This window comes from Nocardioides allogilvus (assembly GCF_003047285.1).
Lineage (GTDB): Bacteria > Actinomycetota > Actinomycetes > Propionibacteriales > Nocardioidaceae > Nocardioides > Nocardioides allogilvus.
Map to the genome: position 1 here is coordinate 570,203 of NZ_PZYX01000001.1, position 13,674 is coordinate 583,876.

Here is a 13,674-nt window from a genome sequence, read left to right on the forward strand (position 1 = left end):
GTGCCCGTCCACGCCGCTCCCGTCCACGACTCCCTGGTGCATGACGCCCTGGTGATCGGCGCCGGCCAGGCCGGGCTGTCGGCGTCGCGCCACCTCAAGCTGAGGGGGATCGAGCACCTCGTGCTCGACGCCAACGAGGCACCCGGCGGCGCGTGGCAGCACCGCTGGGACTCGCTGGGGATGGACGACGTGCACGGCGTGGCCGACCTGCCCGACGCCGAGGCGCCCGGGCGATCGGCCGAGGCCGCCAACGCCATCGTGCCGGCCTACTTCGCCGACTACGAGCGCCGCTTCGCGCTCCCGGTCGTGCGGCCGGTGAGCGTCGAGGCCGTCACCAGCGAGGACGACCTGCTGGTCGTGCACGCGGGCGAGCGCACGTGGCGCTCGCGCACCCTGGTCAACGCGACGGGCACGTGGACGAAGCCCTTCGTCCCGCACTACCCCGGGATCGACCTGTTCGCCGGCGAGCAGCTCCACACCGCCGACTACCCGGGCCCCGCCCACTTCACCGGCAAGCGGGTGCTCGTCGTGGGCGGGGGCGCGAGCGCCGTGCAGTTCCTCGGCGAGCTCGCGCCGCTCGCGCAGACCCTGTGGGTCACCAGGCGCGAGCCGGTCTGGCGCTCCGACGACTTCGACCCCGAGGCCGGGCTCGAGGCGGTGACCGCGGTCGCCGATCGCGTCCGTCGGGGCCTGCCCCCGGCCAGCGTCGTCAGCGTGACCGGCTTGGCGCTGCGCCCGCAGGAGCGGGTCGCGGAGGCGCTCGGTGCCTACCAGCGCCGCCCGATGTTCTCCCGGATCGAGCGCGAGGGGGTGCGCTGGGCCGACGGGTCGTTCGAGCCCGTCGACGTGATCCTGTGGGCCACCGGGTTCCGCCCGGCCGTCGGCCACCTCGCGCCGCTGCGGCTGCGCTCGCGCCAGGGCGGCATCCAGCTCGAGGTCGGCGGGGCGGTGCAGAACGCCGTCACGGCTGTGCGCGACCCCCGCGTCCAGCTCGTCGGCTACGGCCCCTCGGCCAGCACGATCGGCGCCAACCGGGCAGGGCGGGCGGCCGCGATCGCCGTACGGCGCTGGCTGCTCGCGACCGACGACGACCTCTCCGCATGATCCTCCCGCGGTTGGCAGCCCTCGCCTAGGGTGAGGCCATGGGGGAGATGGAGAGGCCGGATCCGGCCCAGCTGCGAATCTCGGACGCCGATCGACACCGCGTGGCCGAGGTGCTGCGCCGCGCTGCGGGGGAGGGGCGCCTCGATCTCGACGAGCTCGACGAACGGCTCGAGCAGACCTTCGCTGCCAAGACCGATGCCGACCTGGTGCCGATCACGATCGACCTGCACCAGCCGGCCCCCGGGGCCCACGCACCGGTGCCGCGACCGGCGGCCGGCCTCCCGGCGGCGCCGGGCCACGCCAGCTCGCTGGCCATCATGGGCGACTGCAAGCGGCGCGGCGCGTGGCAGGTGCCGGCCCACCACTCGGCCTTCGCGCTGATGGGCAGCGTCCTCATCGACCTGCGGCAGGCGACGCTGTCGAGCCATGACACGACCATCAACGCCAGCGCGGTCATGGGCGAGGTGAAGGTGGTCGTCCCGGCCCACTTCAACGTGGTCATGGACGGCACGCCGATCATGGGCGACTACGGCCACGGCCGCGACAAGGTGCCGGCCGACATCGGCCCGGAGTCCCCGACGATCCGGCTCAAGGGCATCTCGTTGATGGGCAGCGTCAGCGTCACCCGGCTGCCACCGCCCGGGACACCGAAGAAGATCATCGGCACCTACTGACCCGAACGACCCGAGATCCTCCCGTCACGCGCCTGTTGCGGTGGATGGCTTCCTGTGCTGGGGTGACCCACGACACATTCATCCCACAAGGAGTGACGCATGTCGAAGAATCTCGGGACCGCGAGGCTGCTCCTCGCACTGGCTGCGGCGCTGTTGGCGCTGCTGCTCGGATCGATCCCCGTCCTGGCCCACGACGGGGACCACGAGGGGGAGGGCAAGGACGAGGTCGGCGAGGTCGACCCCGACTTCCCGACCACAGCACTGACGGGCGACCAGCGAGGACCGGGCGCAGCCTGCGTCGACGGGCGAGCCGGCTACTTCCCCTGCGAGAACGTCAACCTGTCGAGCTACCTGCCGATGGCCGACATCGGTGGCGGTCGCGGCTCGGACGTCTGGGGCTGGACCGATCCGGCGACCGAGCGGCGCTACGTCATCGCGGGGCGTGACAACGGCACCGCCTTCGTCGACGTGACCAACGAGCGTCGGCCCGTCTACCTCGGCAACCTGCCCACCTCGGGCATCAACAACGTGATCTGGCGCGACATCAAGGTGCACGGCAACCACGCGTTCATCGTCGCCGAGGCGCGCGAGCACGGCATGCAGGTCTTCGACCTGCGCCAGCTGCGCTCGGTCGACCCGGCCGCCGCACCGGTCACGTTCAACGAGACCGCGCACTACTCCGGCTTCCTCCGGGCCCACAACATCGTGATGAACGAGGAGACCGGCTTCGCCTATGCCGTCGGCGCCCGCGAGGACACCCGAGGGTGCGCAGGTGGCCTGCACATGATCGACGTGCGTACGCCGACCGCGCCGGTGTTCGCCGGCTGCGTCGGCGAGGACGGCTACGTCCACGACGCGCAGTGCGTGGTCTACGACGGGCCGGACACCCGCTACACCGGCCGGGAGATCTGCTTCAACTCCAACGAGGACACCCTCACCATCGTCGACGTCACCGACAAGGCGGCGCCCCGCCAGCTCTCGCGCGTCGGCTACAGCACCGCGGCCTACAGCCACCAAGGCTGGTTGACCGAGGACGGACGTCACTTCCTGATGGGCGACGAGCTCGACGAGCTGCGCAGCGGTGTCGGCACGACCACCCTGGTGTGGGACGTCGCCGACCTCGAGGCGCCCCGCCAGTTCTCCCGCTTCGTCAACGACACGACCTCGATCGACCACAACCTCTACGTCAAGGGGTCGCACGTGTTCCAGTCCAACTACCGGTCGGGGCTGCGCGTCCTCTCGGCCGCAGACGTGGCGAACGGCAACCTGAGCGAGGTCGGCTTCTTCGACACCTGGCCGGAGGACGACGACACGGCGTTCAGCCACGGCACGTGGAGCAACTACCCGTTCTTCGACAACGGGCTCGTGATCGTGCACGGCTACGACGGGCTCTTCATGCTGCGCCCGACCGGCGCGGCGATGCGTTCCTGACCCACCCGCCCGGTCACACGTGACAACGGCGCCGGTCCCCGTCGGGGGGCCGGCGCCGTTCGTCGTGCAGGTCAGGCGCGGGGCTCGGAGTCGGCCGAGTGGACCTCCTCGCCCTGGTCGGCCATCTGCTCCGCCTCCTGCGCGGCGCGCGGGTCCTCCCGCTCGGGGATGCGCCCGGCCCGCGACTCGTCGACGGTGAGGTTCTCACCCGTCGAGGGGTCGAAGAGGTGCATCTTGGAGGCGTCGACGTAGATCTCGGCCTCGTCGCCCGCGGCGATCTGGCTGGTGCCGTCGAGCGAGACCACCAGCTGGGTGCGCAGCGACTCACCGTCGAGGTCGCGCTCGAGCTGGGCCAGCTGTGCCTGGACCTCGGGCGGCGCTTCGAACGGGATGTAGGCGTAGGCCTCGTTGCCCAGCCACTCCACGACGTCGACCTTCGTGCGGAAGGTCTTGCCCGTCGTGTCGGAGGTGACCACCGACGCGTCCTCGAAGTGCTCGGGCCGGATGCCGGCGATGAGCAGCCCCCGCCCCTTGGCCCGCTCGGCCTTCTCGGCGGGGATCTCCACCGAGCCGAACGGCAGCTTGACGGTGTTGCCCTCCACCTCGGCCGGCACGAAGTTCATCGGCGGGGAGCCGATGAAGCCGGCCACGAACAGGTTGCCGGGGTTCTCGTAGAGCTCGCGCGGCGTGGCCAGCTGTTGGAGGACGCCGCGCTTGAGGACCGCGACCCGGTCGCCGAGGGTCATCGCCTCGGTCTGGTCGTGGGTGACGTAGACCGTGGTGATGCCGAGGCGCTTCTGCAACCGGGCGATCTCGGTGCGCATCTGCCCACGCAGCTTGGCGTCCAGGTTGGACAGCGGCTCGTCGAAGAGGAACGCATCGGCGTCGCGCACGATCGCCCGGCCCATCGCCACCCGCTGGCGCTGGCCGCCCGAGAGGTTGCCGGGCTTGCGGTCGAGGTGCTCGTCGAGCTCGAGCGTCTTGGACGCGTCTCGCACCTTCTGGTCGATCTCGCTCTCGGGCGCACCCGCCAGCCGCAACGGGAAGGCGATGTTCTCGTAGACGGTCAGGTGCGGGTAGAGCGCGTAGTTCTGGAAGACCATGGCGAGGTTGCGGTCGCGGGGAGCGAGGTCGTTGACCTTGCGGTCCCCGATCATCATGTCGCCGGAGGTGATGTCCTCCAGCCCCACGACCATCCGCAGCAGGGTGGACTTCCCGCAGCCCGACGGGCCGACGAGGATCATGAACTCCCCGTCCTGCACGTCGATGCTCACGTCGTTGACCGCGGGGAAGCCGTCGCCGTACTTCTTGACGATGTTTCTCATGTCGATGGCAGCCATGAACTCAACCCTTCACTGCGCCGGAGGTCAGGCCGGCAACGATCTTGCGCTGGAAAAGCAGGACGATGATGATGATCGGCACCGTGACCACGACCGAGGCCGTCGCCAGCTGCCCGTAGGGCGGATTGAACGGGTCTGGCCCGACGAAGTAGGACAGCTGGGCCGGTACCGTGCGTGAGGCGGTGGTCGAGGTGAGCGAGATCGCGAGCACGAACTCGTTCCAGGCGAAGAAGAACGTCAAGATCGCGGCCGTGAAGACACCCGGCGCGGCGAGCGGGACGATCACCTTGCGGAAGGCCTGCCACGAGGTCGCGCCGTCCACCTGCGCGGCCTGCTCCATCTCCCACGGGATCTCGCGGAAGAAGGCCGAGAGCGTCCAGATCGCCAGCGGCAGCGTGAAGGACATGTAGGGGATGATCAGCCCCGGCCAGGTGTTGAACAGGCCGAAGGTGCGCCACATGTCGAACAGCGGGCCCACCAGCGAGACGACCGGGAACATCGCGATCGCCAGGGCCAGCGACAGCACGAAGCGCTTCCCGCGGAACTCCAGGCGCGCGATCGCGTAGGCCGCGAGCGTGGCGAAGATGACCGCGAGCACCGTCGAGATCATCGCGATCCCGAACGAGTTGAGCAGCGCCCGGGTGAAGTCGTCGTTGGCCAGGATGTCCTTGTAGTTCTGCAGGGTCGCGTCCTTGGGCAGGAACTGCGGACTGCCGGCGGCCGTCTCCTCGACCGGCTTGAACGACAGCGAGATGATCCACACGACCGGCAACAGGCACCAGATCATGATCAGCACGAACCCGATCCAGGTGCCGATGGATGTCTTGTTCTTCATCAGCCCTCCCCTCTCGCAGCGGCGAGATCGACGTTGAACAGCTTGACGATCAGATAGGCCAGCAGCAGCACGCTGAGGAACAGCAGCACCGACAGCGCCGAGCCGAGACCCAGCTGCACCTGCTCGATGACCTGGCGGTAGGTCAGGAAGGACACGGACTCGGTCTCCTGGGCGCCTCGGGTCATCACGAAGATGTTGTCGAAGATGCGGTAGGCGTCGAGGGCCCGGAAGAGCACCGCGACCATGATCGCGGCCCGCATGTTGGGCAGGATCACCTTCCACAGCCGCTGCCACCACGTGGCACCGTCGACCTGCGCGGCCTCGATCATGTCCTCGGACACCTGGGACAGGCCAGCGAGCAGCAGCAGCGCCATGAACGGCGTGGTCTTCCAGATCTCGGAGACCATGATCGCGAACATGGCCGACCAGTGACCGCCGAACCAGTTGAAGTTGTCCTCGACGAAGGGCAGCCACGAGTTCACGAAGCCGTTGTTGAGGCTGAATGCGAACTGCCAGGCGAAGGCCGAGACGACGGTGATGATGCCGTAGGGGATCAGGATCGAGGTCCTGATCACGCCGCGGGCGAAGATCACCTTGTGCATCACCATCGCGAAGGCGAAGCCGATGACGAGCTCGACGGCGACCGTGACCACCATGATCAGCACCGTGTTGAACATGTCCTGCCAGAACAGGCCGTCGCTGAGCACGGTGGCGTAGTTGGAGAACCAGATGAACTCACGGTCGTCGGGTGCGGTGAGCCGGTAGCGGAACATCGAGAGGTAGAGCGCCTGCAGCATCGGCCAGGCCGTCACCAGCAGCATCAGCACCACTGCGGGGGCGACCAGCTTCATGCCCAGGCGGTCCTCGGAGCGTGACCGGTCGGTCATGGCGCCGGCGCCTGACTTCTTCTTCGTGTCCTTCGCGCCGGGTGTGGCGACTACGGTGCTCACAACAGGCTCCTTCCCTGCAGCACTTCACCGATGAAGTCCGACGACTCGCCAGGCGTGTCCTCGTCGACGCTGCTCGGCGGGTGCCAGATGCTCTGGATGGCACCGGAGATGTCGCTCCAGTAGGGCGACGGCGTGCGCGGAGCCGCGCTCTCCAGGCTCTCCTGGAACAGGGCGATCAGCTCGGCCGGGAAGAGCTCCTGGACCGCCGGCTGCGCGTAGCCCGCCTCGGAGGAGGGCATGTTGCCGGTCAGCTCGGCGTTGAGCGCCTGGTTCTCCGGGCTGGTCAGGCACTCGAGTGCCCCCACCGCCAGGTCCTGGTGCTCGGACGACGAACTGACGCCGATCCCGATCCCGCCGTACGGCGGTCGCGACTCCTCGCCCTCGACGGTCTGCGGATAGCGGGCGAAGCCGATGTCGCCACCCAGCTGGTCGTCGCCGTAGTTGCCCCAGATGTAGGTCCAGTTGACCAGGAAGGCCCCGGCGTCGGACCCGAAGGTCGCTCCGGCCGTGCCCTCGTTGGAGACCGAGAGGTCGTCGGGGGCGGCCTCGGAGTCGGCCAGGGTCTCGATGACGTCGGCCGCGGCGCGCCCGGCGTCGGAGTCGATGGTGATCTCCGCTTCGGCGCCGGCGTCGGTGCCGGTGGCGATCTGGCCGCCGGCACCGGAGATCAGCGCGTTGACCCACACGGAGTAGCCCTCGTACTTGTTGGCCTGGACGCCGATCTTGCCGTCGTTCTCGGAGGCGGCCGTGATGATCTGCTCCCAGGTGACCGGCTGGCTCATGTCGAGCCCGGCCTTCTCCACGAAGGCCTTGCGGTACCAGAGGACCTGCACGTTGGACCAGAACGGCGCGACGACCAGCTCGTCCTCCCAGGTCGCGGACTGCACGGCGCTCTCGAAGCCCTGCTCGGAGAACTTCTGCTGCAGGTCGTCGGGGATGTCGGCGAGATAGCCGGCGTCGGCGAACTCCGCGGTGTACGGCGGGTCGAGGCTCATGAGGTCGATGCCGGTGTCGCCCGCGGCCAGCCGGCGGGCCAGCTGGATGCGCTGCTGGCCGGCGTCCTGGGGGAGGACCTGGGTGGTGATCGTGTAGTCGTCGGTCGAGCACGCCTCGGCCACCGCGGCCTGGCCGCCGGCGTCCGGGTTGGTGTACCAGACGAGCTCGGGCGTGCCGGATCCGTCGCCGGAGCAACCGGCCAGGATGCCGCAGGCGAGGGTCAGGGCTCCCGCAGGAGCCGCCCAGCGTCGTAGCTGCCTCGTGCGTGGATGCCGCGAAGATCGTGCTGTCATCCGCCCCTCCATTCATGTGTGGCTCAGGTCACAGGTCTAGTCCCCTGTGACCCACCTTGGCAACACGCGTGAGGGTGGGACGAGTGAAAGTTCAAACTCCGGCGGACGGTGCGTGCACACCCGGGGTGGGACGCTCAGTCGGGTGCGGACACGCGATCGGCCGTGCGCCGGATGCCCTCGACGAAGGTGTCGTAGAGATCGGTCGGCAGGTCGTGGCCCATGCCGTCGATGAGGATGAGCTCGGCACCCGGGATGGCCGACGCGGTGGCCCGGCCACCGCTGACGTGCACCATCTTGTCGGCCATTCCGTGGATGACCAGGGTGGGCATGTGCAGCGTGCGCAGCCGCAGGGTGCGGTTGGGCTGGGTGAGGACGGCGCACATCTGGCGGAGCACACCGCTGGCCGACACGCCGCGGTCGAAGGTGTCCTCGGCCCGCGTGCGCAGGACGTCGGCGTCCACGGGGAAGTCGGGCGACCCGATGAGGCCCCACACCAGCGCGTTGGTGGCGACATAGGCCTCCTTGCCGCCGCGCCGGGGAGCGATCAGGGTCGGCAGCAGGTCGGGGCTCTGCCAGCCCACGGTCCGGCGCCCGGTCGTGGACATGATGCTGGTCAGCGAGAGCACGCGCGCCGGAGCCTCGATGGCCATCGTCTGCGCGATCATGCCGCCCATCGAGATGCCGGCGACGTGAGCGGCCGGGAGGCCGAGGTGGTCGAGCAGGGCGAGGCCGTCGGAGGCCAGCTCGCTGATGGAGTACGGCGCCTTGCCCCGCCCGGTCGAGAAGGCCCTGATGAGCTGGGCGCGCGTGACGCGCTGGGGCATCCGGGAGGAGCGTCCGGTGTCGCGGTTGTCGTAGCGGATGACGTGGAAGCCGGCTGCGGCCAGGCGCGTGCAGAAGTCGTCGTCCCACCAGATCATCGGCCCGCCCAGTCCCATCACCAGGAGCAGCGGATCGCCGTCGACGGAGCCGAAGGTCTGGTAGCAGATCTCCACCTCGGGGCTGACCGGGGCGAACAGCTCCTCCGAGACCGCCACGGCGGACGGGTGCTGGGAGGGAGAAGGGGAAGAACTGGTCATGTGTCCAGTCAACACGACCGTCGTCGTGTCGAGCGTCAGATCCGGCCCTGACCGGCCAAATACCGGTATATCGGTCGTCGTGGGGCTAGGTTCGCCTCTTGTGACTCCCACCACTCTCGCGGACTTCCTGCTGCCGGACGGCTTCGCGCGTCCGCGCGTCCACGCGGTCATCAACGAGGGGCGCGTGATCGGTGAGGCCGGTCGCTACGCATGGGAGGCGATGAGCCAGCGCGGCGAGCGCCGCCACACGCCGTACGCCACTCGCGCACCCGTGCGCGACGAGGAGCCCGTGCTGCTGGTGCCGGGGTTCATGGCTGGCGACGGCACCCTCGCGCTGATGCGCCGGGCGCTGCAGCAGCAGGGGCTGCGCACCTACCGGTCCCACATCCGCGCCAACGTCGGCTGCACGCTTGACGTCTCCGCCCAGATGGAGATGCGCCTCGAGTCGATCGCGCAGCGGCGCGGCAGCAAGGTCCGCATCGTCGGCCACAGCCTCGGCGGCATGCTCGCGCGCGGGGTGGCGGCCAGGCGCCCCGACCTCGTCTCCGGCCTGGTGACGATGGGCAGCCCGATGCTCGCGCCGGGTGCTCACCACATCAGCCTGTCGGCGAGCGTCGCCACGCTGGTGCGCCTGAGCCGCGCCGGCTTACCCGGGATGATGTCCGAGGACTGCGTGGCCGGCGCCTGCGCGCGGCAGAGCTTCGACCAGGGGCTGGCGCCGCTGGCCGACTCGGTCGACTTCACCGCGATCTACTCCCGGCGCGACGGCATCGTCGACTGGCGCGCCTGCATCGACCCCCGCGCGATCCCGCTCGAGGTGCGCGCCTCGCACGTGGGCATGGCGCTGGACCCGCGCGTGATCGCTGCGGTCACGGGGGCCCTGCGGCCCTCCGTGTCAGCGGTCGAAGTCGATCGCGGAGAAATCGCGTAGCTTCGAGAGCTGGTGCTCGCTGGTGATCCGGCGGATCGTGCCACTGCGCGAGCGCATGACCAGCGAGTCGGTGGTCGCACCGTTGGCGCGGTAGCGGACACCGCGCATCAGCTCGCCGTCGGTGATGCCGGTGGCGACGAAGAAGCAGTCGTCGCCGGTGACGAGGTCGTCGGTGCCGAGCACGAAGTCCTGGTCGAGGTTGTGGCCGGCGTCGAGGGCGCGCTGGCGCTCCTCGTCGTCCTGCGGCCACAGGCGGCCCTGGATGACGCCGCCGGTGCACTTCATGGCGCAGGCCGTGATGATGCCCTCCGGCGTGCCGCCGACGCCCAGGAGCAGGTCGACGCCGGTGTCGGGGCGAGCAGCCATGATCGCGCCGGCGACGTCGCCGTCCGCGATGAACTTGATCCGGGCGCCGGTCGCGCGGATCTCCTCGACCAGCTGCGCGTGGCGCGGCCGGTCGAGCAGCACGACGGTCACGTCGGAGGCGGAGCTGTTCTTGGCCTTCGCGACGAGGTGGATGTTCTCGGCGACGGGCAGTCGGATGTCCACGACGTCGGCGGCCTCGGGGCCGGTGACGAGCTTCTCCATGTAGAAGACCGCGGAGGGGTCGTACATCGTGCCGCGGGGGGCGACGGCCAGCACGGAGATCGCGTTGTTCATGCCCTTCGCGGTCAGCGTCGTGCCGTCGATCGGGTCGACCGCGACGTCGCACAGCGGACCGGTGCCGTCGCCGACCTGCTCGCCGTTGTAGAGCATCGGCGCGTTGTCCTTCTCGCCCTCGCCGATGACGACGGTGCCGTTCATGCCGATGCTGGAGATCATCACGCGCATCGCGTTGACGGCGACGCCGTCGGCGTCGTTCTTGTCGCCGCGCCCGACCCAGCGACCGGCGGCCATGGCGGCCGCCTCGGTCACGCGAACGAGCTCGAGAGCGAGGTTACGGTCGGGCTGCTGCGTGGTCGGGCTCATGGGCCGCATGTTATCGGTCGCCGCGCTGGTCCTCGTCCGCGGATCCGTACCGTCTCACGGCGGTCGCCTTCACCGAGAGCCAGACGTCGCGGCCGGGGGCGAGTCCGAGCTCGGCCGCAGCCTGCGGAGTGACGTCCGCCAGCAGCGGCGGCTCGCAGTCGACGAGCAGGCGTACGGCGTCGCCGTGCTGCTGCGCGCTGGCGACCGAGCCCTGCCACTGCAGGCGCGCCGAGCCCTCCGGTCGGCGCAGGCTGACCGTCACGTCGCGTGGGGAGAACGTCGTGAGCGCCTCGACCCCGGTGGCGTCGGTCTCGCGCACCAGGTTGACCCCCACCAGCCTGGCGACGTGGTCGGTCGCGGGCCGGGCGGCGACGTGCTGGGGCGTGCCATGCTGCGCGACCCGCCCCCGGTCCAGGACCAGCACCTGGTCGGCGAGGGTCAGCGCGTCGATGGCCTCGTGGGTGACCAGGACGGTGACGCCGTCGAAGGACGCGAGGTGCTGGGCGAGCTCGATCCGCAGCGCCATCGCCGCGGTGACGTCGAGCCCGGTGAACGGCTCGTCGAGCAGCAGGAGCCTCGGTTCGGTGGCGAGGGCGCGGGCGATCGCGACGCGCTGCGCCTGCCCGCCCGACAGCTCACGCGGGCGGCGGCCAGCCAGGTGCCCGATGCCGAAGGTGTCGAGGAGGTCCTGCGCCGTGCGGTCCGCGTCTCGTCGCGACCGCCCGCGCGAGCGCGGGCCGAAGGCGACGTTGTCCAGCGCGCTCAGGTGGGGGAAGAGGAGCTGGCCCTGGAAGACCAGCCCCACCTCCCGGTCACGTGCGGAGAGCGTCAGCAGGTCGGTGCCGTCCAGCAGGGCCGTCCCGTCGGCCGCCACCAAGCCGGCGAGGGCACGGACGAAGGAGGACTTGCCGGCACCGTTGGGACCGATCACGGCGATCACCGCCCCCGGCTCGGCGTCCAGCTCCACGCGCGCGCGGCCCGGCACGGTCAGGTCGACCTGCAGGCCAGGGCTGTACGGCGAGGTCACGGCGTCCCCAGCCAGCGGTCGCGCAGGAGCAGCAGCACCGCGACGGAGACGACGAGCATCACGAGGCTCAGCGCGAGCGCTGCGTCCTGGTCGCTCTGTCGGGTGACGTAGATGAGGGTCGGCATGGTCTGGGTCGTGCCGGGATAGTTGCCGTTGAAGGTGATGGTCGCGCCGAACTCTCCGAGCGAGCGGGCCCAGCCGAGCACCATTCCCGCGACGATGCCGGGCAGGGCCAGCGGGATCGTGACGCGTCGGAACGTCGTCCACCGGGTCGCGCCCAGGGTGGCGGCGGCCGCGTCGTAGTCGGGGTCGGCCGAGCGCAGCGCGCCCTCGATCGCGAGCACCACGAACGGCATCGAGACGAACGTGTGCGCCAGCACCACGCCCCAGGCCGTGAACGGGAACGCGAAGCCGGTGGCCGCGAGCAGCGGCTCGCCGACCAGGCCCGTGCGCCCGAAGGCCGTGCGCAGGGCGACGCCGGCGACGACGGGCGGCAGCACCATCGGCACGGTCACCAGCACGCGCACGAGGCTCCGGCCGCGGAAGTCGACGCGGGCCAGCAGCCACGCGACCGGCAGGCCCAGCACGAGGCAGACGAGCATCGCGGCCGTCGACGTCGACAGGCTGAGCCACAGGGCGGTGCGCAGCGGAGCCGAGCTGAGCGAGGTGGGCAGGGTCCGCCAGTCGATCGCCGCGAGCATCGCGAGGAGCGGGACCACGAGCAGCGCGACGGCCAGCACCGCCGGCACCAGCAGCAGCAGTGGCGGCCGGCCCAGCGGATCGGTCCGGTGCGATCGCTGGCTCTGGGTGCGCGGACTCATGGTGCGCCGAACCCGGCTCGCTCGAGAACTGCCCGGCCCTCCGGCGAGACCAGGAAGTCGATCCAGTCCTGCGCGAGCTCGGCGTCGGCGGACTGCGCCAGCGCGGCCGTGACGTAGGACGTCGGCACCGACTCGGCGCCCGGAATGGGAACGGCAGTCACGGCGTCCCCGGCCGCCACGGCGTCGGTGGCATAGACGAGTCCGGCGTCGGCCTCCCCGGCGACGACCTTGTCGAGGGTGGCGCGGACGTCCTCCTCGAGGCTGGCCGGCTCGGCGGTGATGTCGTTGGAGTCGAGCACCGCCGTGGCGATCCGTCCGCAGGGCGCCTCGTCGGTGCAGCGCACCCAGGTCGTGTCGTCGAGGTCGTCGAGCGTTTCGATCCCGGCCGGGTTGCCGGCCGGCGTGACGATGGTGAGGACGTTGGTCGCGAAGACCGTGACCTCCTCGGTCACGCCTGCGTCCTCGACCAGCTGCATCGAGGCGGCGTCGGCCGTGGCGAGCACGTCGCCGGGGGCACCGTCGGCGACCTGCTCGGCCAGCGCCGTGCTCGACCCGAAGGAGAACTCGATCGTGGTGCCGTCGTGCGACGCCTCGAACTCCGCGGCCAGGTCCTCGAAGACGTCGGTCAGCGAAGCCGCGGCCAGGACCGTGAGCGTCTGCTTGTCGTCGGATCCGCAGCCGGCGGTGGCGACCAGCAGCGCCAGGCTGATCGCCGTGAGCGCGGTCCGAGGACTCCTCATGCGGCCAGTGTGCCGCATCTGCGGTTGCTCGCGGGCGTTCCGACCGCATCTGCGGTCGACTGTGGGATCAGGGGGTCTCGATCACCACGTTGGTCGACTTCACCGAGGCGATGGCGCGCACTCCGGGCGCGAGGCCGAGCTCGTCGGCCGCGTCGGCGCTCATCAGCGAGACCATGCGGCTGCTGCCGCAGACCATCTCGACCTGGGCCATCACGGTGTCCTTCCTGACCCGGGTGATGATGCCCGGCAGCCGGTTGCGGGCGCTGACCGAGCTTGCCCGGGTCCGGTCGCGGTCGGGTTCGTCGAGCAGCGACTCGGCCAGCGCGGCGAGCTCGGTGCCGGCGATCACGGCGGGACTGGTGCCGCTCGTCGTCAGCCTGCCCGCGTCCACCCAGCGCCGTACGGTGTCGTCGCTGACGCCCAGGATGTCGGCGGCCTCGGCCAGCCGGTAGGTCGTCGCCTCCGTTGTCATGAGGTCATTGTG

General features: G+C 70.4%; 14 protein-coding genes. 4 read left to right on the forward strand and 10 right to left on the reverse strand.

The window, feature by feature from the left end:
* The first annotated feature begins 36 nt into the window (after positions 1–36).
* From C9J87_RS02795 to C9J87_RS02805, 3 genes are all read left to right on the forward strand, one after another.
* Positions 37–1,104: an NAD(P)-binding domain-containing protein gene (locus C9J87_RS02795; protein ID WP_010831822.1), complete on the forward strand. Its 1,068-nt coding sequence runs from the start codon at positions 37–39 to the stop codon at positions 1,102–1,104.
* A gap of 38 nt (positions 1,105–1,142) precedes the next feature.
* Positions 1,143–1,778: a DUF1707 SHOCT-like domain-containing protein gene (locus tag C9J87_RS02800; RefSeq protein WP_010831823.1), complete on the forward strand. Its 636-nt coding sequence runs from the start codon at positions 1,143–1,145 to the stop codon at positions 1,776–1,778.
* Between the two features lie 99 nt (positions 1,779–1,877).
* Positions 1,878–3,209 carry a choice-of-anchor B family protein gene (locus tag C9J87_RS02805; protein WP_010831824.1) on the forward strand — a complete coding sequence of 444 codons (1,332 nt, stop codon included), beginning with the start codon at positions 1,878–1,880 and terminating at the stop codon, positions 3,207–3,209.
* Positions 3,210–3,280: 71 nt separating this feature from the next.
* Here C9J87_RS02805 and C9J87_RS02810 read toward each other — a convergent pair whose 3' ends face one another.
* From C9J87_RS02810 to C9J87_RS02830, 5 genes are all read right to left on the reverse strand, one after another.
* Positions 3,281–4,549: an ABC transporter ATP-binding protein gene (locus tag C9J87_RS02810; RefSeq protein ID WP_107704668.1), complete on the reverse strand. Its 1,269-nt coding sequence runs from the start codon at positions 4,547–4,549 to the stop codon at positions 3,281–3,283.
* A 4-nt stretch (positions 4,550–4,553) separates the two neighbouring features.
* Complete coding sequence (locus C9J87_RS02815; RefSeq protein WP_010831826.1) at positions 4,554–5,384, reverse strand: carbohydrate ABC transporter permease; 831 nt, start codon at positions 5,382–5,384, stop codon at positions 4,554–4,556.
* Positions 5,384–6,334 carry a carbohydrate ABC transporter permease gene (locus C9J87_RS02820; protein WP_010831827.1) on the reverse strand — a complete coding sequence of 317 codons (951 nt, stop codon included), beginning with the start codon at positions 6,332–6,334 and terminating at the stop codon, positions 5,384–5,386. Before C9J87_RS02820 ends, C9J87_RS02815 begins: the two co-directional genes overlap by 1 nt.
* Positions 6,331–7,623, reverse strand: a complete 1,293-nt coding sequence (locus C9J87_RS02825) for an extracellular solute-binding protein (RefSeq protein WP_036490146.1) — start codon at positions 7,621–7,623, stop codon at positions 6,331–6,333. Before C9J87_RS02825 ends, C9J87_RS02820 begins: the two co-directional genes overlap by 4 nt.
* Positions 7,624–7,757: 134 nt before the next feature.
* A complete protein-coding gene (locus C9J87_RS02830) occupies positions 7,758–8,702 on the reverse strand; it encodes an alpha/beta fold hydrolase (protein WP_232819809.1) in 945 nt (314 codons plus the stop codon).
* 100 nt (positions 8,703–8,802) lie between these two features.
* On the opposite strand from C9J87_RS02830, the gene C9J87_RS02835 reads away from it, so the two are divergent.
* On the forward strand, positions 8,803–9,633 hold the full coding sequence (locus tag C9J87_RS02835) for an esterase/lipase family protein (protein ID WP_010831830.1): 831 nt from the start codon (positions 8,803–8,805) through the stop codon (positions 9,631–9,633).
* Here C9J87_RS02835 and glpX read toward each other — a convergent pair.
* The 5 genes from glpX to C9J87_RS02860 all read right to left on the reverse strand — a co-directional run bounded on the left by glpX (position 9,598) and on the right by C9J87_RS02860 (position 13,662).
* Entirely contained in the window at positions 9,598–10,611 is a 1,014-nt protein-coding gene (glpX, locus tag C9J87_RS02840) for a class II fructose-bisphosphatase (protein ID WP_036490149.1), read from the reverse strand. The genes C9J87_RS02835 and glpX overlap by 36 nt on opposite strands.
* A gap of 1 nt (position 10,612) precedes the next feature.
* Positions 10,613–11,629, reverse strand: coding sequence for a sulfate/molybdate ABC transporter ATP-binding protein (locus C9J87_RS02845; protein ID WP_198652236.1), 1,017 nt, complete (start codon positions 11,627–11,629; stop codon positions 10,613–10,615).
* A complete protein-coding gene (locus tag C9J87_RS02850; RefSeq protein WP_010831833.1) occupies positions 11,626–12,450 on the reverse strand; it encodes an ABC transporter permease in 825 nt (274 codons plus the stop codon). The genes C9J87_RS02845 and C9J87_RS02850 overlap by 4 nt, the downstream gene beginning before the upstream one ends.
* Positions 12,447–13,190: a molybdate ABC transporter substrate-binding protein gene (gene modA, locus C9J87_RS02855; RefSeq protein WP_036490153.1), complete on the reverse strand. Its 744-nt coding sequence runs from the start codon at positions 13,188–13,190 to the stop codon at positions 12,447–12,449. Before modA ends, C9J87_RS02850 begins: the two co-directional genes overlap by 4 nt.
* A gap of 67 nt (positions 13,191–13,257) precedes the next feature.
* On the reverse strand, positions 13,258–13,662 hold the full coding sequence (locus tag C9J87_RS02860) for a TOBE domain-containing protein (protein ID WP_010831835.1): 405 nt from the start codon (positions 13,660–13,662) through the stop codon (positions 13,258–13,260).
* Between the last annotated feature and the right edge of the window lie 12 nt (positions 13,663–13,674).